The sequence below is a fragment of the Terrirubrum flagellatum genome (assembly GCF_022059845.1).
Lineage (GTDB): Bacteria > Pseudomonadota > Alphaproteobacteria > Rhizobiales > Beijerinckiaceae > Terrirubrum > Terrirubrum flagellatum.
Genome location: NZ_CP091851.1, coordinates 468215 through 492055, shown reverse-complemented (window position 1 = coordinate 492055; position 23841 = coordinate 468215). Strand labels below are relative to the sequence as shown.

The following is a 23841-nucleotide window of genomic DNA, read 5'->3' as shown; positions in this document are numbered from 1 at the left end:
GTGATGGTAACTTACTGAAGTCCGTCGTTCAAATTTTCCGGGATGTGCGCTGGCGCACATCTGGAGAAAATAACGCCATTTTCTCAACAAGGTTCCGCCCTCGCCCGGCCTGCCCGCATGCGCGCAAAACGGCTCGCCGCCCCATCCTCGCCGCATTGCGCCTGCAATCGCGCCGGAGACAGAAACGGGAAAGCCACGAATGACGAAGCTCCCTGTCGCGCTCGCGACCGGTGTGTTCCTGCTGTGCGCGCCAATGGCGGCCTGGGCCGGAAACGAATCAGAGACCATGCATGACATCGCCGCCAGCGCGCAGCGTCCGCAAGAAGCCGAGGACGCCGCGCCCGAAAGCAAGGTCGTGGAAGCGCCGGCGCCGGAGCCGCGCGGCGGACGCCGGGGCCGCATCGCCCGCAGCGACAGGGCGCCGTCCGAGATCAAGGTGATCCTGGAGCGGAAGGCGGCGGAGCATGGCGTGCCTTTCGCGCTCGCCGAAGCGGTCGCTCGCATCGAAAGCCGCTTCAATCCGAGAGCCGCCCATGCCGGCAATTTCGGCCTGATGCAGATCAGGCTGCAGACCGCCCGCGGCGAAGGCTACACCGGCTCCGCGCAAGGGTTGCTCGACGCCGAGACCAACGCCCATTTCGGCGTGAAGCTGCTCGCCCGCGCCTATCGCATGGCGAATGGCGACGCCTGCGGCGCGATCATGCGCTACCAGAGCGGCCTGCGCGCCACCCATATGTCAGGCGCGAACCGGGTCTACTGCACCCGCGTCAAGGCGCTGATGGCTTACGCGTCCTCGCCGTCCTGACGCCCTCCACCTCGAACCCTTGACCTGAAGCGGCGGCGCGGTCATCACGCCCGCGCCAGTCGGCCGGGCGGCCGCGATCCCAAGGGGGAAACTCCTGGATCGAGGAAAGTCCGGGCTCCACGGAGATACGGCGCCGGATAACATCCGGCGGGGGCGACCCCAGGGAAAGCGCCACAGAGATCAGACCGCCTGCGCTTGCGCAGGTAAGGGTGAAACGGTGCGGCAAGAGCGCACCGCGCGACCGGCAACGGAAGCGGCACGGCAAGCCCCGTCGGGAGCAAGACCGAATAGGGACGGCGCGCGGCGGGAAACCGTCGCAGGGCTCTCCGGCCCGCCGTCCGGGTTGGTTGCTTGAGGCGCCTCGCGAGAGGCGTCCCAGAGGAATGGCCGCCACGTTGTCGGGCTCGCCCGACGGCCATCCAGAACCCGGCTTACAGGCCGACTGGCGCTTTTATCATCGCCGCGACAGCGGCTCCGGCGGCGGCGGCTCGGTCGCGCCTGGCCCGAGCGAGCGCTGCACCATCACGCTGTCGGACCATTTGCCATAGCGCCAGGCGACCGCGGGCAGACGACCGACGCGCGAAAATCCGAACTTCTCATGCAGACCAAGCGAGGCCGCATTGTCGGCGTCGATATAGCCGATCATCTGCCGGAAGCCGGCGGCGGCGCAGGCGTCGATCAATCCCTGCATGAGCACGCGGCCAACGCCGCGCCCGAGATGATCATGATGCACATAGATCGAATGCTTGACCGTGAAGCGATAGGCCGGCCGTTTGCGGAACAGCACCACATAGGCGTAGCCCACGACTTCGCCGCGAAGCGTCGCCACGAGATGCGGCAGGCGGCGACTGCGCAAATTCTTGCGCCGGTCGCGCAGATCATCCGGCTCCGGCGCGCCTGAATCCTCCACCGCGTCATCGACGCCGCGCCTGATATGGCGGCGATAGATCGCGAGCATCGGCTCGACATCGTCATCCCGCGACGGACGGACGACGATTGCGTGTTGATGATCCATTGCGATCAGAGGCTCCGGCGCTCGGTTGGCTCCGACGCGACATAGGTGTGAAGCGTGATGCGGCCGGACGCGTCGATCTCCTTGTAGACGCCCTGGATTTCGACATCAAAGCCGGGGAATGTGTTGAAGCTCGTCTCGAACATCTTGAGATAGTCAATCATCGGCTTCGCCCGCTCGGTGAGCCTCTCGCCGGGAACAATCGTCGCAATCCCGGGCGGATAGACAACGAACGGCGTCACCGCGACGCGTCCCGATATCTCGCCGATCGGGAGATAATCGACATCGTTGCGCACGAGACAGCGCGCCGCGTCATGCGGCGACATCGCGATCTCGGGCAGATGCTCAGGCGCGAACTGCTTCGCTTGCAGCGCGCTGACATCGGCGGCGCGAAAGAAGCGATGCATCTCGCCGCAGAGATCGCGCAAGCGCACGCCGGCATAGCGTTGCGCGCGCTTGCGATAGAATTCCGGGATCGCATCCTCAAGCAGCGCGTTGTCGTCATGCAGTTTCTTGAACGCGACAAGGCCGCTCACCAGCGTGCCGGCCTTGCTCGCCTCGACGCCGGGCGTCAGCAGGAACAGCAGCGAATTGAGGTCGTTCTTTTCCGCGACGATCCTGTTCTCGCGCAGATATTGCGCGACGACGGGCGCCGGGATTCCATGCTCCGCATATTCGCCGGCGGCGCGATCGAATCCGGGCGTGAGCAGCGTCAGCTTGTTCGGATCGGTCATGGCGAAGCCCGGCGCCATATCAGGGAATCCGTGCCATGCGGCGCCCGGCTCCAGCCGCCAGTAGAGCGGATTGGTCGCGAGCAGGTCGGTGCTGATCGTCTCCCAGGCGACGTCATGCGTCGCGCCTTCGCGCGAGACGTCGGGGATCGCGATCCTGTCGGGCACGAAAGGCTCGAAGAACCAGCGGCGCTCCGCCCTTGTCTCCTTCTCCTCGAATTCGCGACGCACGGCGCGGATTTTCTTGCGCAGCTCGATGCCGAGCCTGATCGTGTCGTCCCACAGCACTTCGCCGGAGCGGCCCTTCATCATCTGCGCGCCGACATCGAGCGACGCGAACAGGGGATAGAAGGGCGAGGTCGACGCATGCTGCATGAAGCTCTCATTGAAGCGCCGATGCTCGATGCGGCGCTTCTGCCCGCGGATGTGACGATCCTTCATGTGAATCTGCGACGCCTGGCTGAAGCTCGCGAGCTGCTTGTGCGTCGATTGCGTCGCGATGACGCCCGGCGCGTCAGGTCCGAGATCGGACAGTCCCATGGCGAAGCGGCCGGCATAGATCGGATGAAATTTCATGAAGCCGGCCCAGGCTTCATCGAACAGGATGTAGTCGCAGAGATGGCCGATCTTTTTCAGGATCATCTCGGCGGAATGGATCGTGCCGTCATAGGTGCATTGCTCGACGACGGCGACGCGGAACGGCCGCGGCCTGCGCCAGGCCGCGGGATCTTTCACCAGCGGATGCGTGCGAATGCGCTCCCGTAGAGCCTCTTCGTCGAAGGCGTCCCAGCGCATCGGCCCGATCAGGCCCCAGGCGTTGCGCACGGTCGGAACATAGACGGGAATTCCGCCGCTGATCAGCAGCGCGCCGTGATGGGCCGCCTTGTGATTGTTGCGATCGAACAGGACGAGATCGCCGTCGGCGACGAGCGCGGTGAGCGCGACCTTGTTCGAGGTCGAGGTGCCATTGAGGACGAAATAGGTCTTCTCCGCGCCGAAGATCTGCGCGGCCTCCTTCTGCGCCCTGAGCGCCGGTCCCTCATGCGTCAGGAGGTCGCCGAGATCGAGCACCGAATTGTCGAGATCGTCGCGGAACACGGCTTCGCCGAGATGCTCCATGAAGACGCGTCCGATCGGGCTGCGGCTGTAGAACACGCCGCCATTATGGCCCGGGCAGGTCCAGAGCTGGTTGCCTTCTTCCGCATAATCCACGAGCGCGCCGAAGAACGGCGTCTTCAACGTTTCGGCGTATTGCTTGAGCCGGCTGACGAGATTCTTGGCGATGAAGGCCGGCGTCTCTTCGGAGAGAAAGATATAGCCGTCGATGAAATCGAGCACCTCGACAGGAAGGTCCTCGAAGCGCTTGCGGCGGATCAGCAGCACGATCGGAAATTCGAGGCCGCGTCGGCGCATCAGATTGATCAGCGCGGCGGTCTTTCCCTCAAGCCCCTTCTTGCCCCAGTCGACCACCATGCAGCCGATCGCCGCATCGGTCTGCACGGCGATCTCCGCGTCTTCGAGCTTGCGCGCCCGGACGACCTCGAACCCTGAGCGCTCGATCTCCTTGATGATCTCGTTGAACCTGATGCCTTCGAGATCGTCCGCCTCGAACGATGGCGTCGCGAACAGAAAATTGAAGCGTCTGAAGTAGTCCATGTCGCATCCGATCGTCGTTGAGGCGACGTGTCAGCGCCTTATGTGACAATCCTGTGACGATTACCGCTGCAACATTCACATTCTATCCGGGAACGCGGCCTCGCACTGCATTGGCGCGCGCCTCGTAGGAGATGCGCCGCTCGCCGTCCGTGGAGAGCCGCGCCCTCACCCGTTCTCTCAACGCAGCGGCGTCGGCCGGCGGCATCTGCTCGATCGCAGCGCGCAAGGCCGATCCCATCATCATCGCGCGCCAGAACGCATCGAAATCATCGAAAATCCGACGCACGCTGATCGCGCGCGCATCGACGTCCAGAAGGACGGCGTCAGACCAGAGCTTGCGCAAGGGCTCGATCGATGAAATCTCGAAGCTCGGCGGCCGCGGCGGCTTCAACCCGGCGGCGCGCATCTCCGCCTGCACCGGCTCGAGCGGAAATCCGCCGCCTGGAATATCCCAAGCGTAGGCGGCGACGAGGCCGCCGGGCTTCGTGACACGGAGCATCTCGGCGACGCCTTTCGCCGGATCGGGCACGAAGAAGATCACCAGCGCCATCACGGCGACGTCAAAGCGATCCGCATCGAATGAAAGCGCCATGGCGTCGCCGGGCTGGAATCGCGCGCCGCGCGCTCCGGGCCGCGAGCGCGCGTATGCAAGCTGTCCCTCGGAAGGATCGACGCCTGTGATTTCGGACGGGGCGCAGCGCTCGATCGCAAGCTCAGTGAAGGCGCCGTTGCCGCAGCCGACATCGATCCAGCTCAGCCCTTTTGCAGGCGCAAGCCAGTCGAGAAAGACATCGCCCGCGAGCCGGCTCCATTTGCCCATGATCTCTTCATAGGCCGCGCCGTCTTCGAAGCGGATTTGCTGATCGGACATGGATCGCTCCTTCGAGCAAAGCGATGCGGCAAGACTAACGCAGATCGAGGCGTCGCGTTCTCAATCCTTCGCGATATTCCAGGGCGAATCCTTGAACGCCTCCGCCAGCGCATCGACGAACACGCGCACGCGCAGCGCGCGGTTGCGGCCCGGCGGCATCACCGCCCAGATGCCATAGGGCTCCTCGACATGGTGATCTTCAAGCAGCGTGACGAGGTCGCCACGCCGGATTGCATCGCCGACAAGCATGTCGCCGAGACGCACGATGCCGAAGCCGCGCACGGCGTAGTCGAGCAGCAAATCGGCGGAGTCGCAGGTCATGCGTCCCGACACCTGCATGCGGTTGAGGCCTTCCGGCGTCATGAACGGCCAGCGCGCCAGCGCCGAAAAGTTCGACAGCAGCAGGCAGTTATGGCTGACGAGATCGGCCGGCAGCCGCGGCGTTCCGTTCCGCGCGAGATAGTCCGGACTGGCGCAGATATAGCGGCGGCTTTCGCCGATCTTGCGCGCCACCAACCGGCTGTCGCTCAACGTTCCTGTCCTGATCGCGACGTCAACGCCTTCGGTCAGCACATCGATCAGGCGATCGGTCACGGCGATGTCGAGATGCACGTCGGGATAGCGGGCGCAGAAGTCGGGGACGAAGCTGTCGAGCTGGTGTCTCGCGAAGGCGGAGCCGACATTGACCCGCACCACGCCCTGCGGCCTGCCGCCGGCGGCGGAGATTTCGGCGTCGGCCGCCTCCATGGCGGCGAGGATGTCGCGGCAATGGGCGAGATAGACTTCGCCTTCCGGCGTCAACGACACCTTGCGCGTCGAGCGGGCGAAGAGCCGGGCGCCCAGCCTCTCCTCAAGACGAGACACCAGTTTCGACAGGGCCGACGGCGTCAGGCCGAGATCCTCGGCCGCGGCCGAGAAGCCGCCGCGGTCGGCGACTTTCACAAAGGCGGCGAGGTCATGACCCGCTTCCATTTCGTGAATTTATTTCAGGAGTATTTGTCCTGCAAGCCAGATTATCAGGCCAGGAAAGTAGAATAAATCAACCATCGACACGGAGAGCTCAAAGGAGCCAGCCATGGACCGATATCCCTTCCCCCGTTCGGACAACTTCCAGCAGGTGATCTACACCTCCGCCGGAACGATCGACGTCATCGCGACCGACCAGGTCGCCCGCCAGCACAACGCCCATATCGTCGCCAAGGGGCTCGCGATCGGCCTTGCCGCGTTGCGTAACGGCGTGGCGCGCCTGCTGCACGCGACAGCGAACCGGCTTGACGGCGCTGGCGGCCACGAACGGCTTGCCCACCCGGCCGCCTGAGGGGCGGGTGAAAAATCTAGGAATTTAGTCTTGACAGCGTGACGCTGCTGGTGTAAGCAGATGTCACGCTGTCTTATTGCGTCCGGGCGTCGCCGAGAGCCCGCGAACAATCAAGTGATCTCATCCCGCAAAATCAGCGTTTCGCGCACGCCGAGATCATCGAAATGTTTCTTCAGCCAGGCGCGGGCGGCGCGCTGGCCCGATTGCTTCAGCTTCAGCAGAAAATCGAAACCTGAATCCATTTTGGTCGAGGCGTCGAAATCCTTCAGCGCCTTGTCTGCATCGATGCGGTGCATGCGGACGCGCATATATTTGTCCTGCGGCAGCAAACCCTGATCGACGAGCCGCTGCACGAAATCCACGGCGCGAAATTCGCGCAGCAGGCTCGAATTGAAAGTAATCTCGTTCAGGCGATCCTGAATATCCTGCGCCGTGGTCGGCACATGGTTGCGAAAGATAGGATTGAGCTGCACCAGCAGCACGTCGGCTGACTTGCCGCCATAGAACAGGGGAAACAGCGCGGGGTTTCCCATATAGCCACCGTCCCAATAGGCCTCGCCGTTGATTTCGACGGCGTGAAACAGCAGCGGCAGACAAGCCGACGCCATCACATGATCGGCGGTCAATTCCTTGCCTTCGAACACCTTGATCTTGCCGCTGCGCACATTCGTCGCCGTGACGAAGAGCTTGATCTCGTCATGGGCGCGCAAGCGTTTGAAATCGATCTGCTCATCGAGGAGATCGCGCAGCGGATTGAGATTGAGCGGATTGAAATCGTAAGGGCTGGCGAAACTTGAAAACCAGTCGAACCAGGCGTTGGCGAACATGCGGCCGGGATCGACGCCGGAAAGAAAACGTCCGAGCAGATCGCGCTGCGAGGACGTCCACGAGGAGTCGCCGCTGATCGCGCGCCAGAACACATCGAGTTGCTTGCGCGCGCCTTCCGCGCCGCCTTCCTGGAAACCGTCCACCACCAGCGCGCCATTCACCGCGCCGGCGCTGGTTCCCGAGATCGCATCGATCCTGATGCGGCCGTCAGCGAGAAAGGCGTCGAGCACGCCCCAGGTGAAGGCGCCATGTGCGCCGCCGCCCTGGAGCGCAAGTGAGATTGATTTTGTCGGCTCGCTCAATGCGCCGTCCAGCCGCCGTCGATCGGCAGGATGGCGCCGGTGATCGAGGCGGCCGCGTCGGATGCAAGGAACAGCGCCAACGCCGCGACCTGCTCGACGGTGACGAATTCCTTGGTTGGCTGCGCTTCGAGCAGCACGTCATGGATGACCTGTTCCTTGGTCATATGACGCGCCGCCATCGTGTCCGGAATCTGCTTCTCGACGAGCGGCGTCCAGACATAGCCGGGGCAGATCGCGTTACAGGTGATGTGGTTGGTCGCGACTTCAAGCGCGACCGTCTTGGTCAGGCCGGCGATGCCGTGCTTGGCTGCGACATAGGCCGACTTGAAGGGCGAGGCGACGAGGGCGTGGGCCGACGCCGTGTTGATGATGCGGCCCCAGCCGCGCGCCTTCATGCCGGGCACGACGGCCTTGGTGGCGTAGAAGGCGGCGAGCAGGTTGATGCGGATGATGGCTTCCCATTTGTCGTCGGGAAACTCCTCGATCGGCGCCACATGCTGGATGCCAGCATTGTTGACGAGCACGTCGACCCGGCCAAACTCCTTCTCGGCCATCTGGATCATGCCGGTCACTTCCGCGCCCTTGGACATGTCGGCCGGCGAATAGAGGCACTTCACCTTGAAGTCGGCCTCGATCGACGCCCGCTCCTTCTCGATCGCGGCGGCGTCGCCGAAGCCATTGATGACGATATTGGCGCCGTCTCCAGCGAAGGTGCGGGCGAGCGACAGCCCGATCCCGCTGGTGGAGCCCGTGACGACAGCGACTTTTCCGGCAAGAGACATCGATCTTCTCCCATTGGAAGCCGCCGGGCTGATGCCTGCGGCGTGACCCTTGCCTCATTGCGTCGCATCATGACGGGCGGATGTCGACCGGCGCAATGTCGCACGGGACGTGGCGCGAAGTTTTTTACTCGCGCGGGAAGCCGGCCGCCTGCAGGCCTTTCTCGACGGTCTGGGACGCCCTCGCCTGATAGCGCTTATCGGTGAGATAGGGCAGCGCCGCATGCACCTTGGCGAGCGAGGTGTAATCCGGCTTCAGCGCGCGGAAGGCGGCGACCGACTCCTGCGCCTCTTCGATCCGGCCGGAAAGCCCGAGCGCGCCGGCCAGCGAATAATGGACGAACCAGAGATTGCGATTGAGCGCGCGGGCCTGGCTGAGATAGCCTATCGCCTCCTCGACATTGCCAAGCTGGAGGTTGGAGCTGCCCTTCACCCAGTTCAGCACCGCAAGCTCGGGATCGCGCGGGCTGACGCGCACATAGTCGTTGGCGAAGGCCAGCGCTTTCTCGAGGTCGCCCGAGAAATAATAGAGATAGCCCAGCGCGCGCATCGCATAATAATGGTTCGGGCTGATCTGCAGCGCTGTTTCCGTCGATGCGATGGCATCGTCCATATAGCCGCGCGTGCGCCAGAGCTGCCCCTGGGCGTAATGCGCGTCGGCGTTGCGCGAATCAAGATCGAGCGCGCGCTTCAGCAATGAATCGCACAACGTCATGTCCTCGCCCGGATTGTCGCTCCAGCCGTCGGCGAGGTCGCGCGCGATCACCATCGCAAGACCCGACATGGCTTCGACCGCGTCATTGTCGAGCGCGAGCGCGTCCTTGAAATGGCGCCGCGCGGCGCGGACATTCTCCATCGAGAACGGCTTGTTCATATAGGCGCGGCCAAGCGCGATGTGATCGAGAATGGTCGGCGCGAGCGCCTGCTGGCGCATGGTTCGCCTGGCGTCGGCCTGCACCAGTTCAAGATTGAGCGTGCGCGCAATGCGGCCGGTCACCTCGTTCTGGATTTCGATCATGTTCTGGCGATCGCCGTCGAAACGTTCGGCCCAGATATGCGCGCCCGTGTCGGCCTCGATGAGCTGGACCGTGAGCCGCACATGCTGGCCGGCGCGGCGCACGCTGCCTTCGAGCACATAGCGCACGCCGAGTTCGCGTCCGACCTGGCGCACATCGACATTCTGGCCCTTGTAGGTGAAGGCCGTGTTGCGCGCGATGACGAAGCTGCCGGTGATGCGCGAGAGATCAGTCGTCAGATCCTCGGTGATGCCGTCGGCGAGAAATTCCTGCTCGGGATCGTTGCTGAAATTCGTGAAGGGCAGGACGACGATCGAGAGCAGCGGCGGACCGCTGCGGACGGCTGCGCGTGCGCCGGCGCGCGGCTCGGACGCGCGCCGCGGCAGATCCGCTATATCTTCCTCGGACAGCCCGAAGATGCGGATCGGCCGCGCGATGTTCTTGACCTTGTGCTCGCCGCGATCGGCGAAGGAGAACAGCAGCGCGTCGCGGATGTGATCGGAGACCGCGCTCGAAATGCAGACGCCGCCCGGCTCGCACAGGGCTTCGAGCCGCGCCGCGACGTTCACGCCGTCGCCATGGATGTCGTCGCCATCGATGATGATGTCGCCGACATTGACGCCGATGCGGAACACCATCCGCATGTCGACGGCGAAGCCCTCGTTGCGCTCGATCATGTCGCGCTGGATTTCGAGCGAGCACGCGACCGCGTCGACGACGCTGCCGAATTCGGCGAGAAGCCCGTCGCCGGCGGTCTTCACGATGCGGCCGTGATGGCTGGCGATCATGGGATCGACGAGGTGATCCCGGACAGCCCGGAAACGCCGAAGCGTGCCGAGCTCATCCCGGCTGATCAGGCGGCCGAATCCAACCACGTCGGCGGCGACGATCGCCGCCAGCCGCCGATGAACCGCCGTCGCCCCGGTCGATCTCCACATCAGCTTGGCCAGACTCCAGCCTTGGACGAATACAAACGGCCTTCAGGCGCCCCTCGCCTGACGGCTCCCCTTCCTTAGCGTGAAAAGGCCGGAAAAACAGCGCGTTGCCGAAAAGCAGACCAATCAACGGCCGTGACATAGGCCATCAAACTGCGTGATGCCAGCGGAAATTCCGAAGGAAATGCAAATTCTTGATTGACCTTTGCATCGCTGGAGGCGCACTTATGCGGACAACGCATACAGGCGTCCGAGTCTCTGGAGACCGGCTGCTTCAACGAGAACGATGTCGGCTTGCACGCAGGCTTAAGGTTTCTCGGACCTGCCTGTCCGTGTCGACCGCGTCCAAAATTTTGGGGGGTACGAACGTGGATTGGGATCGATTACGCGTTTTCTACGTCGCCGCGGAAGCGGGCAGCTTCACCCATGCCGGCGACCAACTGTCCCTGTCGCAGTCAGCGGTCAGCCGTCAGGTGTCCGCGCTGGAGCGCGATCTCAAGGCGCCGCTGTTCCATCGTCACGCCCGCGGCCTGATCCTGACCGAACAGGGCGAGCTTCTCTATCGCGCCGCCAAGGAGATGGTGCAGAAGCTCGACGCCACGCGCGCCCGCCTGCATGACAGCCGCGAGCAACCGAACGGCGATCTCAAGGTCACGACGACGCTTGGCCTCGGCACGCATTGGCTGACGCCGCGGCTCGTCGAATTCACGCAGCAATATCCTGACATCCGCATCGAGGTGATCCTCACCAACGAGGAGCTCGATCTCGCCATGCGCGAGGCCGACGTCGCGCTTCGCTTGCGCCAGCCGACTCAGCCGGACCTCATCCAGCGACGCCTGTTCACGGTGCATTTCCACGCCTATGCGTCGCAGGACTACATCAAGAGCTACGGCCGTCCTGACAATCTCGAAGCGCTGGACGAGCATCGCATCATCGCCTTCGGCGGCGCCGAACCGAGCTATCTCGCGCAGATCAACTGGCTGCCGACGCTCGGTCGCGACGCGCGCGACGCGCGTCAGGCGGTGCTCACGGTCAACAGTGTGACGGCGCTGAAGATCGCGGTCGAGAAATCGATGGGCATCGCGGTGCTGCCCGATTATCTCGTCGATCAGTCGAGCACGCTGGTGCAAGTGTTGCAGTTTGCGGAAATGCCGGCGCTCGAAAGCTATCTCGTCTATCCCTCCGAGATGAAGAATGTCGCGCGTGTTCAGGTCTTCCGCGACTTCCTCGTCAGCAAGGCGCAGCGCTGGACCTATTAGCGCCGCGACGAGCGTGAAACATTTCGTCGCTTCACGCTTCGCTAAACTTTTAGATCGCCCGATTCCGGAGTGATTTGAAGCGGCGGCGCGCAATCTCGCAATTGGCCGTTGCGCACGCCGAAAAGCTTGCTGCTGATAGCGCAATCATGCGCGCTCCCCGCGCCTTTCACATATGTGAAGAATGATTTTCTCGCAGCGGCCAGTCATGCGCATAGCTGCCATGAGGCGCAGCATGTTGCTGCGGCGCCGCGATCATCTCAATATGTGAGCGACCGAAGCGACTGCTCCGCACTCCCTCCCGGCGTCGAGTGTTGCTTCGATCGTTCCCCTCGAAGGAAGCCTGCAAAGGCTATCCTTACCTTTGGCCGGACATCCCCCATGTCCGGCCTTTTCTTTTGCGCCTACCTATACAAACAGGCGCTCGTTCTCGAGGCCCTTGTAGAGCTGCGCGACATATTCGCCGTAGCCGTTGAATATCTGAGTCGGCACGCGCTTGCCGGCGCCAAGCACCTCTTCGCTCGCCTGACTCCAGCGCGGATGCGGCACGGCCGGATTCACATTGGCCCAGAATCCGTATTCGCTGTCCTGCAGCGCTTCCCAATAGCTCTTCGGCCGCTTGTCGGTGAGCGTGATCTGCACGATCGATTTGATGTGCTTGAAGCCATACTTCCACGGCAGCGCGAGACGGATCGGGGCGCCGAACTGTTTCAGCAGCGGCTTGCCGTAGGCGCCCGTCACCAGGAAAGCGAGCTCGTTGCCGGCTTCCTCGATCGTGAGGCCTTCGGTGTAGGGCCAGGGATACCAGGTCTGCCGCTGGCCCGGCGCGCTCTTCGGATCATGGAATGTCTTGAACTCGACATATTTCGCCGAGCCCAGAGGATTGGCGAGCGCGAGCAGATCCTTCAGCGGAAAGCCCGACCACGGCACGGCCATCGACCAGGCTTCGACGCAGCGATGGCGATAGAGACGCTCCTCGATCTTCATCTTGCGCACGATGTCGTCGATGCCGATTTCGACCGGCTTCTCGACCATGCCGCCGATCTTCACCGTCCAGGGCCGTGTCTTCAGCGCCTGGGCTTCAGCGGCGACGCGTTTATAGCTGCCGAACTCGTAGAAGTTGTTGTAGTTGGCGTTGATCTGTTCCGGCGTCACATCGCGATCGAGAACGTATTTCTCGTTCCGCTTCGCCGGATAGAGATCGGCGCTCGGATCCTTCTCCTGCGCGCTCGCGGCGCCCGTCGCCAGCGCTCCGCCGATCGCGCCGGCGCCGACGACCCATTGCCGCCGGTTGAGGAAAACGCCTTCGGGCGTGGCCTCGCGCTCCGCGATCTCCCAGCCCCGGCGACGAATGAAATGCATGGCGGACTCCCGTTCACGCCAAGCCTATGCGAGCCCCGCCTCGCATCCAAGTCACGAGACGGCGACAACTCCGTGAAGGCTTAGATCACGCCGCACTTTGATTGAATCAATCAAAGTGCGGGAACGTGATCGATTTCAAAAGCTTGGAGCATGGCTTTTGCAGAGCGAACGCTTGCGTTCGTCGCGGAAAAACCGGTTCCCACCTTTCGCGCCATGCTCCAGCAAACGGGAGTCCGGAATCGTTGGTCAGGCCGCCAGGGTCGCCGGCGCGCCGCGCTCCGCCGCTTCGATCCAACGTGCGACATGCGTTCCGATCGCTTGGGGATGGTCCTCCTGGAGATTATGGGCGCCGGCTCCGAGCTGAACCAACCTGCAATTCGTCAGCGCGGCTGCGAAACCTTTGGCGAAGTCGGGCGACACGAGCGCGCCGGGCGAAACAGCGAACAGCAGCTTCGGATAGGTCGAGCGTGCGAGCGCGCGATGAGCTTCCGTCATCAAGGCCCAGACGTCGGCGGGTTGGCCAGCGATCGGCAACTCGTTGGGAAAGCGCCAGACCGGCTTGCGCGATTCACGCGTCCGGAACGGCGCGCGATAGGCTTCCAATTCTTCGTCGCTCAGCTTGCGCGCCGTCGTGCGCGGCAGGATGCGTTCAATGAAGGCGTTACCGTCCATGATCAGCTCTTCGCCAAGGCCCGGCGTCCGGAATTGCTGAAACATCTCGCGCGCGACGGGCGCCTGATGGAAGTCGTCCCATGTCGGCGTCGGCCAGATGAATTCCATGAAGGCGAGGCCGCGCACGAAATCGGGGCGACGCGCCGCAAGATGAAACGCAAGCGCCGAACCCCAGTCCTGCCCGACGAGATAGGCCGATGAAACGCCCATTTCTTCGATGAAAGCGTCGAGATAGCGGACATGATCGACGAAGCGATAATCGATGTCGGGCTTAGCCGACGCACCGAAACCGATGAGATCGGGCGCGATACAATGGGCAACGCCTGCAACATGCGGGATGATATTGCGCCAGATATAGGACGATGCCGGATTGCCGTGCAGGAAGAGCGCGACCGGCGCGTCTTTCTCGCCGGCTTCGCGCCAGGCCATCGTCGAACCGAGGATAGCGCGCGACGACAAATTGATTTCATGAGCGTTCATTGTTCACCTCCCTGAAGACAGTCTGGAATGCGATGGTCTTGAATCGTTCGAGCGCCTGCGGCCCGCGATCGACCTTCATGCGCAGGATTGCGCCCTGCCATGACGAAAGGAGGAAATCGGCGAGATCATCAGGAGCGAACGCCGCATCGATTTCGCCGGCCATCTGCGCTTCGGCGATGCAGGCGGCGAAAGGCTGACGCCATTCGAGGAAGATCGCGGCGAGACGTTCGCGCAGCGCCTCGCTGGTCGCCGACGTCTCCAGACTCAAATCGCCGATGAGGCAGCCGCGGGCGTAAGCATCGCCTTCGAGGCGCAAGGCGATGATGTCGAGATAGCGCCTGATACGCGCGCGCGGCGTCAGGCTGCGATCATCGAGCGCCTGGCTCACAAGCTCGCGCGTATGAGCGAAGTAGCGGTCGAGCACCGCGCCCGCGAAGGCCTCCTTCGATCGGAAATGGTTGGTGAAGGAACCCTGCGGCGCGCCAGCCTCGGCGACGATGTCGCGAACGCCGGAGCCGGAATAGCCGGACCGGAACATCACCTTCAGTCCGGCTTCGAGGATTTTGTCGCGGAGAGATTCTTTTGCCATGAGAGAATAATACGTACGTCCGTATTAAAGTCAACGGCTTTCAATTCGGCGGCTGATTGCATCGTTCCGCAAATGCTGCATGGCAGCAATCTCATTACAAGCTTGCCATATAATGAGCATGCTCATATTTAGCCGCCATGAGCACAGCTTCCGGAGTCTCCAAGATGCCGGCCCACCCCACGGTCGGCTTCCTGCTGCACGACAGCGCCCGGCTGATGCGCAAGCGCTTCGAGCAACGCGCCCGCGCCTTCGGGCTGTCGCGCTCGCAATGGCAGCTCATCGCGGCGCTGAAGCACAATGAGGGCATCCAGCAGGGCGCTCTCGCTGATCTCATGGATATCGAGCCGATCACGCTCGTCCGGCTGCTGGACCGCAGCCAGAAGGCGGGCCTGGTCGAGCGCAGGCCCGATCCGAAGGACCGCCGCGCCTGGCGGCTGTTCCTGACGGAAGAGGCCCATCCCATGCTGGAGATCATGCAGGGGATCGGCGCCGCGACCCGGGAAGAGGCGATGAACAGCCTGTCCGAAGAAGATCGCGCGCATCTCTTTAGGATTTTGGAAGTGGTGCGCGGTAATCTGGCGGACGCCTGCTCGCGTCCTGCCGAGACAGAAGAGTTTGAGGCGGAGCATGCGTGAGAAGGCGATCGAGGACGCGAACGAAGTTTCGGCGTCAGCTCCGACCGAGGCCGCCGCGCCTGCAGGCGGCGCCAAGATCCACGAACTGCCGACCGCCAAGGCCCAGCCGGCGCCCGATCGCGCGCCGCCGCGCCCCGCTCCCGCCAACGACGCCCCGCCGCCAGCTCCCGTTGCGCCTGCGCCAAAGCCCGCGGCGAAGAGCGGCGCGCTTCGCCGCATCCTGCTGCTGCTCGGCCCGGTGGCGCTGATCGCCGCCGCGCTCGGCTTCTATCTCCTCGGCGGCCGCACCGTCTCGACCGACAACGCCTATGTGAAGGCCGACAAGCTCAACATCGCAACCGAAGTCGCCGGCAAGGTGAAGGCGATCGACGTGCGCGAGAATGAGCGCGTAAAGCGCGGCCAGCCGATCTTCCGCATCGATGACGAGCCCTATCGCATCACGCTCGCCGGCGCCGAGGCGCAGCTCGGCTCGGTGCGCAACGAGATTCTCACGCTGCAGGCGAGCTATCGCCAGAGCATGGCGCAGATCGAGCAGGCGAAAATCGACGTCGGCTATTACGACACGGTCTATAACCGCCAGCTCGATCTTATCAATCGCAAGGTCTCCACGCAGACCACGTTCGATCAGGCGAAGCATGATCTCGACGCCTCGCGCGAACGCGTGGTCGTGGCGCAGCGCGCAGCCGACATGATCCTTTCGCAGCTTGGCGGCAAAGCCGATGAAGACGTCGCGAAGAATCCGCGCGTGCAGGCGGCGCAGTCGCAGATCGACAAGGCCAAGCGCGATCTTGCGCTGACCACGATCTACGCGCCGATGAACGGCGTCGTCGCCAATGTCAGCTCGCTGCAGATCGGCCAGTATCTCTCCGCCGCGCAGCAGGCGGTCTCGATCGTCGGGCTCGACGATGTCTGGGTCGACGCCAATCCGAAAGAAACCGATCTTGCCGCGGTGAAGGTCGGCGCCAAGGCGCGCGTCACCGTCGACGCCTATCCCGGCCGCGAATGGGACGCGACGGTCGCCAGCATCTCGCCGGCGACGGGCGCGGAATTCTCGGTGCTGCCGGCGCAGAACACATCAGGCAACTGGATCAAGATCGTGCAGCGCATCACGGTGCGCCTGCATGTCGATCATCCCGCCGACGGACCGGAGCTGCGCTCCGGCATGAGCGCGAATGTCGACATCGCGACCGGCGAGAAGCGCAGCCTCGAAGGGCTCTGGAAGAGCATCCGCCGCACGGTCGGATTCTGACATCGGTTTCTGACGCGCCAACATGTCCACCGCGGCGATCACGCAGACGCCCGCCAAGGCCGAACCGAACCGCGCCGTCATCACGGCGTGCGTGATGCTCGCGACGATCATGCAGGCGCTCGATACGACGATCGCCAATGTCGCGCTGCCCTACATGCAGGGGTCGCTGTCAGCGACGCAGGATCAGATTTCCTGGGTGCTCACCTCCTATATCGTGTCGTCGGCGATCGCGATGCCGCTGACGGGATTTCTCACCGCCCGCTTCGGCCGCAAGAAGATCTTTCTCATCGCGGTCGGCGGATTCACCTTCGCGTCGCTGCTCTGCGGCGCGGCGCAGACGCTCGAACAGATGGTGCTGTTCCGTCTGCTGCAGGGAATCTTCGGCGCGCCGCTCGTGCCGCTGTCGCAATCGGTGCTGCTCGATTCCTATCCCAAGGAGCGGCACGGCTCGGCCATGGCGCTGTGGGGCATGGGCGTGATGGTCGGCCCGATCCTTGGGCCCACGCTCGGCGGCCTGCTCACCGAGAGCTACAACTGGCGCTACGTCTTCTACATCAACCTGCCGGTCGGCATTCTGACGATGGTCGGACTGTCGGCCGCGCTCTCCGAGTCGAAACTGTCGCGCGCGCCGCTCGACTGGACCGGCTTCCTCACGCTTTCCATCTTCATCGGCTCGCTGCAGATGATGCTCGACCGCGGCGAACAGCTCGACTGGTTCTCCTCGCTCGAGATCATCGTCGAAGGCGCGATCGCGGCGCTCGCCTTCTATCTCTTCATCGTCCACACCTTCACGTCGAGAGAGCCCTACATCGATCCCGCCATGTTCCGCGACCGCAACTATGCGGTCGGCGTCGGCTTCATGTTCGTCGTCGGCATGATTCTGTTCTCGACGCTCGCGCTGCAGACGCCGTTCCTGCAATCCTTGATGGGTTATCCCGTGCTGCAGGCGGGATTGATCGTCGCCCCGCGCGGGCTTGGCACCATGGTCGCGATGAGCATCATCGGCCGGTTGACCGGCAAGGTCGATCCGCGTGTGTTTCTCACTCTCGGCCTCTGCCTGCTCGCAACATCGCTCTATGAGACGTCCGGCTTCACGCCCGACGTCGACAAATGGACGATCATCCGCACCGGCGTCATGCAGGGCTTCGGTCTGGGCTTTCTGTTCGTGCCGCTCTCGACAGTCGCCTTCTCCACGCTCGATCCCAAATATCGCGTGCAGGGCGCGGCGTTGTTCAGCCTCATCCGCAACATCGGCTCCTCGATCGGCATCTCGATCGTGATCTTCCTGCTCGGCCGCTCGACGCAGGTGATGCATGCGCAGCTCGTCGAGCATGTCACGCCGTTCAACAGCGCGCTGCGCGACGCGACGGTGAGCAAATACTGGGACCTCGCGACGACCGCCGGCCGCGCATCGCTCGACAACGAGATCACGCGCCAGGCGACGATCATCGCCTACGCCAACGATTACTATCTCATGATGGCGCTGGCGCTCTGCTGCCTGCCGCTGGTGCTGCTGCTCAGCAAGGCGAAGAAGCCTCAGGCTGACGGGCATTCGGCGGCCGCGGCGCTGGATTGAACGCGCCCACCCTCCGGGGGGAGGGTCGCGAGACGGCGCGCGCAGCGCGACGACGAGCGGGGTGGGGTGTATGAGCCTCGCTCACCCCACCCCGATCCTCGCTGACGCTCGGATCGACCCTCCCCCTCAAGGGGAGGGTGAGCCGCTTCTCACGCCCGCTCACAACTCTCCTCGCACTTCCAGATACAGCCCTCCTTCTCCCCTCGCGGGAGAAGGTGTCGCTGCGCTTGGCGCAGCGACGGATGAGGGGGAACCTCGACATATGGCGTTGCCCCCTCACCCGTCGCGCATTCGCGCGACACCCTCTCCCGCGAGGGGAGAGGGCGCCAATCACAAGCGCAGACGCCCTCACAATCCCCTCACCATTGGCCCCTCGCGCGTTGCTTCAACGCGCTCTTCGCAAAGCGCTTCATCGGCCACCTCCGGCGCGGCCTCCTCGCTCCGTCCCGGCTGCGATTCCGCGCGCAGGCCATCGAGCATCCGCATGAGCTGGCGCTGATAGTCCGCCGCCATCGCCTCCACATCCTCCTCCCCGTCCCGCTTTTCCAGCCGCGCGCGCTTCATGTCGCGCACGATGCGCCAGCAGGCGTAATCATCGAGCGCATTCCCGGCGCCGCGACAATTTTTGTGGCGCAGGCAGGGGCCGCGTGGACAGACCTCCGCGAGGCCGAGTTGATCGCTTAAGCGCCGGAACTGCGCTTCGGACATTTCACCGGGGACTGAGCGTTTCATCATCTCTCCTTCAGTTGCGGCGGGCGCGCGGGATCGTCCCCGCGCCAGCGGGCCTGAGACGCCGAAATCGGGAGGCCGGGAGCGCCGCGAGGCGCGAAGGCCAGAGGTAAGTTGGGAACGCTTCGCTGCGCTCCCGGCGCGGTTTTCGACCCCTGAGTCGCACGCTCTCCGCGGCGTACCGCTTAAGGCCCGTTCGGGCGGCCTGATCCTAGTGTCAGGCGGGCGTGCTGTCCGAGGCCCTCGAGAGTTCTCGCCGCCAGGTCATGGCGAAAACCCGCAAGATCCGCTCCCTGCTCCCGCGCGGTCCTGACCCGGACGGCCCTTGAGCGAGCAGAGACAGGAGCGAGTATAGGAATTTATTCTGAGGATGTCAAGGCCGCGATACGGCCTCATCGAAATCACGTCGCCTCATCAAAATACTTTTCGAATATCTTCTCGGCCATTCTTCCATATTGGCTAGACCGATAAGACTTGAAATTGAAGCTGTTCAGCCCCTTCAGAGATTCCTTTAGAGAGTCGTGTCGTATCTTTTGGCGAGCCTGAATTAGCAAGCGCAGCACAATCAAGAAGCTGTTCACATATGTCACAGTCAGCAAGCGATCATTGACCGCCCTATCGGATGTCCAACGAGACTGATCAACATTATCTTTTACAGCTCCGAGAAACGCATTGATCGTGCTTGTTGCGAACTGCAAATAAGCTTCGAGGCCGGCCTCCGAACCGCCGCTGGCGATATTATCTTTCTCCGGATGCTTGAATATTCTGAATAAGGAATCTTCACCGCCAAGTTTGATCAACGGCCCGAGACCATAGCTAACTATCGAGCTAGTCTTGAGTTTTCCCTTGTCAAAAAAATAAGTCTCAACGTGGCCCGCGAGCGGGCTGCTGCCTGCCAGCCGTCTCATTATTTCCCGACCGATCGCTGTCGGACTAAATGGCCGAAGCACTACCTCAATATCTTGCTTTAGCGCAGTCGACGCGTTTGTTTGATTGGCGTTGATCGACAAAAACAAATCCGCTTCAAACCGATCTTTTTCCGACTGAGTAATTTGGGGCGGATAAATGATCCCAGTCACCAAGAGATTTTGTTGATGCCTTAAAGTCGCAATTCTCAGGTCGTCATTTCTAGACTCATAGTAAGAATAAAGCCTGTGCTGTCCGTCAATTAAGCCCACAGAATTTGTGCAAGATGGAAGACGTATCGTAACCTTAGAGGTATTGGTTAGCTTCGTGATGTCGATTGTTTTGCCGCTTTGATCGACGGGATGGGCATCATTAGGCAAGGTCGCAATCAAGTTGTTTACAAAGACACGTTTCTCAGCTTTCAAATTCTTTCTGATCGCCTCTATCTTCGAACCGCGCAGCATCCGCTGATATGCCTGTCGCGAGCCCCGCCAGCCAGAGCTCCGAAGAACATACGCGCGCAAGAGAAGAGCTGCAGGATCAGCGTAAAATGACACCACTTTGTATCCGCGCGGGAAACCCGAAGATGATTCTGGAAGAATGGAGCCCTCGTAAACATCAGAGGAATCTCTCTTCGGAAATTTCCCGTTTTCGGCGATCTGGCCATTGGCGATCCCGACAAACTCTAGAAATTCGTTTAGAGCGGATATCTTGATCGTGCTGGCGAGCTTCTCAAAATACTTCAAAATCGGGAAGTCGAGATAAACCGGTTCGTCGACAACTTTCTTCACGCCGTCATCGAAAGAGTTGCGCGAGCAATACAGCATCTTAAGGATATATTTGTCATCGTGAAATTTATCAGCTAGGCGCGCCTCAAATTTTGGAAGCCGCGATCTCAATTCCGCAATGAACCCCACAGGATTCTGCGCAATTTTTGAAAAAAATATTTTCTTCTTCTTTAAGTGGTCTTTGACGTTTTCCGACTTCGAGGTGGTGTATTCGAGAAGAATGATTACATTCTCACGAATGTAAGCATCGTCAAATTCACCTCGCTGATTTTCAAAAGCGACTTCCGCCCCTGCTACCTCGCTTACTCTATCAAATCCTAAGTTTCGAAAAATTGTTCGCGCCGCGCGAATATGATCTCGCTTAAGCTTGCGAGCTTTCAATTCCTCTACGCTCAATTTCGGCTTGCGTTTCTTTTTTGCTGCTCTCTTTGTCGCCATTCCCTGCCCCCAAATCGACTACTCAGCAGCGACTTTCCACTCTGTAGGTATGGTCGCGACCCGCTCGCCGGCTTTCGGCCTCCTTACGGGCTTGCCGAGAGGACGCGTGATCAAACGACCAGCGCGAAGATCAGAGAGTCGTTTGCGCGCCAACTTGAGATATTTCTCGCTTTGATCGATGCCAATTGCACTGCGACTATGCTTAGCAGCAGCGAGAACGGTTGTACCAACTCCCACAAATGGATCCAAAATCGTGTCTCCCTGCTCCGTCAGCGCCAGCAAGCACCGCTCGACGAGTTCGCTTGGAAATTGGCAAGGGTGAAAAGTTTTCTCCGGATGATTTGCCTTTACATTCGGAAGCTCCCAAACAGCGTTGTTCTTCAGCGCTTCTTCAGGGTCAAAAACCCAAAAGTCGGAGGGATTTTTTCCACGAGGATTGCCACTTGGTAGACCTGCCTTGCCCGCGCGCCCCTTCGAATGACGTTTGCCCGGGTACAACTGAGGGATTCGCACAGACTCCAAATTAAAATGGTACTTCTCCGACCTCGTAAACCAGAGCAGCGTTTCGTAACGCCCAGAAAATCGCTTTGTCGCATGCAAACCGAAATTGAAATGCCAAATTATTCTATTGCGAAGGCGAAACCCCTGTGCGGTGATCATCTGGTAGAAATAATAGTCCAGTGGGAAGACTTCTCCGTTGTTCACATAGTTCCCAACTTGCCAGCAAAGGTGACCATCATCGGCCACTTTCTTGCAGGCTTTTTCGACAATCGGTTTCAGCCACTCAACGTACTCCTCTAATGAGCGACGGCGATCTCGCTCATACTCTTTCCCGATATTGTAAGGAGGCGATGTTATGACCAACCGACAAGAGTTGTTGTCGACTTTATCAAGCGCCTTAAGAGCGTCGCCTTGCAAGAATCGATGCTTTAGCGAGTTCTCGGCCAAACCAGCTTTCTTTCGCCCCACTTTGATTCCCCTGCCCGCGGTATCCGACTGCTACAAATTCCAGAGCTGTCAGCCTTCAAAATTTTCGTATTGGCTATCTAGATGAAAGAAGCCCCCGAATCAGCCTTGATGATAGCATCTTTGGCACGAATGACTGGATCGCCGGGTCAAGCCCGGCGACGACATCTGGAGGGAGAATGAGAATGCCGTGGTGAAAGGCGAGCCTCACGCCTTCTCCCGCAACGCGCGCCTCAACACCTTCCCCACATTCGTCTTCGGCAGCGCGTCGTGGAACACCACGCGTCGCGGCACCTTGTAGGGCGTGAGGTTCTCCTTGCAGAAGTCGCGCAGCTCCTGCTCGGTGAGCGTAGGCTCGCGCTTGACCACATGCGCCACGACCGTCTCGCCCGAATGCGGATCGGGCGCGCCGACCACCGCCACCTCAAGCACCGAGGGATTCTGCGCGATCACCTCCTCCACCTCGTTGGGATAGACGTTAAAGCCCGACACGATGATCATGTCTTTGAGGCGATCGACGATCCTGAACGAGCCGTCCGCATTCATCAGCGCGATGTCGCCGGTCCTGAAATAACCGTCCGGCGTCATCGCCTTCGCGGTCTCGTCGGGCCGGTTCCAGTAGCCCTTCATCACCTGCGGGCCCTTGGCGCAGAGTTCGCCGGCGACGCCGATTGCGCAGTCTTCGCCCGCCTCGTCGCGGATCACGATGTCGGTGGAGGGTAAGGGAAAGCCGATGCCGCCGGTGAAATCGGCGATGTCGGGCCGGTTGGTGGTCAGCACCGGCGAGGTCTCGGAGAGGCCGTAGCCCTCGACGACGGGAACGCCCGAAATCTCCTTCCATTTCTTCGCGACAGCCGACTGCATCGCCATGCCGCCGGCCGAGCACATCACCAGCTTCGAGAAGTCCACCTTGCCGATGTCGGGGTGATTGGCGAGCGCGTTGTAGAGCGTGTTGACGCCGGAGAAGCAGGTGAAGCGCGAATGTCTCAGCGTCGCGATGAAGCCGGGAATATCGCGCGGATTGGCGATCAGCAGGCACTTGCCGCCAAGCGACAGGAGATAGAAGCAGCAGCAGGTCAGCGCATAGATGTGATAGAGCGGCAGCGCGGTCACCATCACGGGCTGGCCGTCGGTCTTGCCCATCGCGGCCGAGAACCAGGCGCCGGTCTGCGCGATGTTGGAGGCGACGTTGGAATGGGTCAGCGTCGCGCCCTTGGAGACGCCCGTGGTGCCGCCGGTATATTGCAGGAAGGCGACGTCCTCGCGCTCGATTGCGACGGGTTTGAAGCCGCGCTTCGCGCCATCGGCGAGCGCCTTCTTGAAGCTCGTGGCGATGGAAATTGAATAGGCCGGCACCAGCTTCTTCACATAGCGCGCGACGAGGGAAACGATCACGCCCTTGAAGCCGATGGCGTCGCCGGCGGATGCGATCACCACGCGGTCGAGCTTGGTTTCGGTGAGAGCCTCCTCGGCGACATGGGCGAAATTCTCCAGCACGACGAGGATGCGCGCGCCGGAATCATTGAGCTGGTGGATGAGCTCGCGCGGCGTGTAGAGCGGGTTGACGTTGACCACGGTGCAGCCGGCGAGCAGCGTGCCGAACAGCGCGATGGGATAGGCCATCACGTTCGGCATCATCAGCGCGACGCGGTCGCCCTTCTCAAGCCCCTGCGCCTGCAAATAGCCCGCGAATTTCTTCGCCTCCGCCGCGATGAAGCCGAAGGTGACGGAGACGCCGAAGCTCTCATAGGCCTCGCGGCCGGCGTAAGTGACGAAGCTCTGGTTCAGCCGATCGACGATGGTGCCGGCGCCGACGACGTCGATCTCGTGCGGCACGCCCTGGGGATAGGAGGCGAACCAGGCCCGGGCGGCTTCTCCTGTCAGGGACGGCGCGGCGCTCATGGTTTCCCTCCTCTTTCCAAGGCTCTGGCGGCCTCATGAG

Annotated in this window: 20 protein-coding genes and 1 other RNA gene; 7 read left to right on the top strand and 14 right to left on the bottom strand. The window is 61.9% G+C overall.

Annotated features, from left to right (window positions below):
* Positions 1-199: 199 nt before the first annotated feature.
* Together L8F45_RS02405 and rnpB are read left to right on the top strand one after the other, a co-directional pair.
* The gene (locus L8F45_RS02405; protein ID WP_342361291.1) at positions 200-805 is read left to right on the top strand and encodes a lytic transglycosylase domain-containing protein; all 606 of its coding nucleotides are present in this window, start codon (positions 200-202) and stop codon (positions 803-805) included.
* A gap of 55 nt (positions 806-860) precedes the next feature.
* An RNA gene (gene rnpB, locus L8F45_RS02400) (RNase P RNA component class A) lies at positions 861-1255 on the top strand.
* Between the two features lie 4 nt (positions 1256-1259).
* Here rnpB and L8F45_RS02395 read toward each other — a convergent pair.
* From L8F45_RS02395 to L8F45_RS02380, 4 genes are all read right to left on the bottom strand, one after another.
* A complete protein-coding gene (locus L8F45_RS02395; RefSeq protein WP_342361290.1) occupies positions 1260-1820 on the bottom strand; it encodes a GNAT family N-acetyltransferase in 561 nt (186 codons plus the stop codon).
* Between the two features lie 5 nt (positions 1821-1825).
* Positions 1826-4204 (bottom strand): Orn/Lys/Arg family decarboxylase, encoded by a 2379-nt coding sequence (locus tag L8F45_RS02390; RefSeq protein WP_342361289.1) that lies wholly within the window; start codon positions 4202-4204, stop codon positions 1826-1828.
* A gap of 82 nt (positions 4205-4286) precedes the next feature.
* Positions 4287-5075 carry a class I SAM-dependent methyltransferase gene (locus tag L8F45_RS02385; RefSeq protein WP_342361288.1) on the bottom strand — a complete coding sequence of 263 codons (789 nt, stop codon included), beginning with the start codon at positions 5073-5075 and terminating at the stop codon, positions 4287-4289.
* Between the two features lie 60 nt (positions 5076-5135).
* The gene (locus L8F45_RS02380) at positions 5136-6047 is read right to left on the bottom strand and encodes a LysR family transcriptional regulator (RefSeq protein ID WP_342361287.1); all 912 of its coding nucleotides are present in this window, start codon (positions 6045-6047) and stop codon (positions 5136-5138) included.
* Between the two features lie 103 nt (positions 6048-6150).
* Here L8F45_RS02380 and L8F45_RS02375 point away from each other — a divergent pair, with 103 nt between their 5' ends.
* Positions 6151-6393, top strand: coding sequence for a hypothetical protein (locus L8F45_RS02375; protein ID WP_342361286.1), 243 nt, complete (start codon positions 6151-6153; stop codon positions 6391-6393).
* A gap of 110 nt (positions 6394-6503) precedes the next feature.
* Here L8F45_RS02375 and L8F45_RS02370 read toward each other — a convergent pair whose 3' ends face one another.
* The 3 genes from L8F45_RS02370 to L8F45_RS02360 form a co-directional block, all read right to left on the bottom strand.
* Positions 6504-7523, bottom strand: a complete 1020-nt coding sequence (locus tag L8F45_RS02370; RefSeq protein WP_342361285.1) for a patatin-like phospholipase family protein — start codon at positions 7521-7523, stop codon at positions 6504-6506.
* Positions 7520-8305, bottom strand: coding sequence for a 3-hydroxybutyrate dehydrogenase (locus tag L8F45_RS02365; protein WP_342361284.1), 786 nt, complete (start codon positions 8303-8305; stop codon positions 7520-7522). The genes L8F45_RS02370 and L8F45_RS02365 overlap by 4 nt, the downstream gene beginning before the upstream one ends.
* Before the next feature lie 124 nt (positions 8306-8429).
* Positions 8430-10256: a tetratricopeptide repeat protein gene (locus L8F45_RS02360; protein ID WP_342361283.1), complete on the bottom strand. Its 1827-nt coding sequence runs from the start codon at positions 10254-10256 to the stop codon at positions 8430-8432.
* A 365-nt stretch (positions 10257-10621) separates the two neighbouring features.
* On the opposite strand from L8F45_RS02360, the gene L8F45_RS02355 reads away from it, so the two are divergent.
* Entirely contained in the window at positions 10622-11512 is an 891-nt protein-coding gene (locus L8F45_RS02355; protein ID WP_342361282.1) for a LysR family transcriptional regulator, read from the top strand.
* Positions 11513-11917: 405 nt separating this feature from the next.
* On the opposite strand, the gene msrP is transcribed toward L8F45_RS02355, so the two are convergent.
* The 3 genes from msrP to L8F45_RS02340 form a co-directional block, all read right to left on the bottom strand.
* Positions 11918-12871 (bottom strand): protein-methionine-sulfoxide reductase catalytic subunit MsrP, encoded by a 954-nt coding sequence (gene msrP / locus L8F45_RS02350; RefSeq protein ID WP_342361281.1) that lies wholly within the window; start codon positions 12869-12871, stop codon positions 11918-11920.
* Between the two features lie 246 nt (positions 12872-13117).
* The gene (locus L8F45_RS02345; RefSeq protein WP_342361280.1) at positions 13118-14023 is read right to left on the bottom strand and encodes a haloalkane dehalogenase; all 906 of its coding nucleotides are present in this window, start codon (positions 14021-14023) and stop codon (positions 13118-13120) included.
* The gene (locus L8F45_RS02340) at positions 14010-14612 is read right to left on the bottom strand and encodes a TetR/AcrR family transcriptional regulator (RefSeq protein ID WP_342361279.1); all 603 of its coding nucleotides are present in this window, start codon (positions 14610-14612) and stop codon (positions 14010-14012) included. The genes L8F45_RS02345 and L8F45_RS02340 overlap by 14 nt, the downstream gene beginning before the upstream one ends.
* Positions 14613-14776: 164 nt before the next feature.
* Between L8F45_RS02340 and L8F45_RS02335 the strand changes: the two genes are divergently transcribed.
* From L8F45_RS02335 to L8F45_RS02325, 3 genes are read left to right on the top strand one after another with little or no spacing between them, the layout of a single operon-like run.
* Positions 14777-15247: a MarR family winged helix-turn-helix transcriptional regulator gene (locus L8F45_RS02335; protein ID WP_342361278.1), complete on the top strand. Its 471-nt coding sequence runs from the start codon at positions 14777-14779 to the stop codon at positions 15245-15247.
* On the top strand, positions 15240-16496 hold the full coding sequence (locus L8F45_RS02330; protein ID WP_342361277.1) for an HlyD family secretion protein: 1257 nt from the start codon (positions 15240-15242) through the stop codon (positions 16494-16496). The genes L8F45_RS02335 and L8F45_RS02330 overlap by 8 nt, the downstream gene beginning before the upstream one ends.
* 22 nt (positions 16497-16518) lie before the next feature.
* Positions 16519-18072, top strand: coding sequence for a DHA2 family efflux MFS transporter permease subunit (locus L8F45_RS02325; protein ID WP_342361276.1), 1554 nt, complete (start codon positions 16519-16521; stop codon positions 18070-18072).
* 348 nt (positions 18073-18420) lie between these two features.
* On the opposite strand, the gene L8F45_RS02320 is transcribed toward L8F45_RS02325, so the two are convergent.
* The 4 genes from L8F45_RS02320 to L8F45_RS02305 all read right to left on the bottom strand — a co-directional run bounded on the left by L8F45_RS02320 (position 18421) and on the right by L8F45_RS02305 (position 23801).
* Positions 18421-18807 (bottom strand): hypothetical protein, encoded by a 387-nt coding sequence (locus L8F45_RS02320; RefSeq protein ID WP_342361275.1) that lies wholly within the window; start codon positions 18805-18807, stop codon positions 18421-18423.
* 395 nt (positions 18808-19202) lie between these two features.
* Positions 19203-20933, bottom strand: coding sequence for a ParB N-terminal domain-containing protein (locus tag L8F45_RS02315; RefSeq protein ID WP_342361274.1), 1731 nt, complete (start codon positions 20931-20933; stop codon positions 19203-19205).
* A gap of 18 nt (positions 20934-20951) precedes the next feature.
* Positions 20952-21881, bottom strand: a complete 930-nt coding sequence (locus tag L8F45_RS02310) for a DNA-methyltransferase (protein WP_342361273.1) — start codon at positions 21879-21881, stop codon at positions 20952-20954.
* Positions 21882-22106: 225 nt separating this feature from the next.
* Complete coding sequence (locus L8F45_RS02305) at positions 22107-23801, bottom strand: AMP-binding protein (RefSeq protein WP_342361272.1); 1695 nt, start codon at positions 23799-23801, stop codon at positions 22107-22109.
* Positions 23802-23841: the final 40 nt, after the last annotated feature.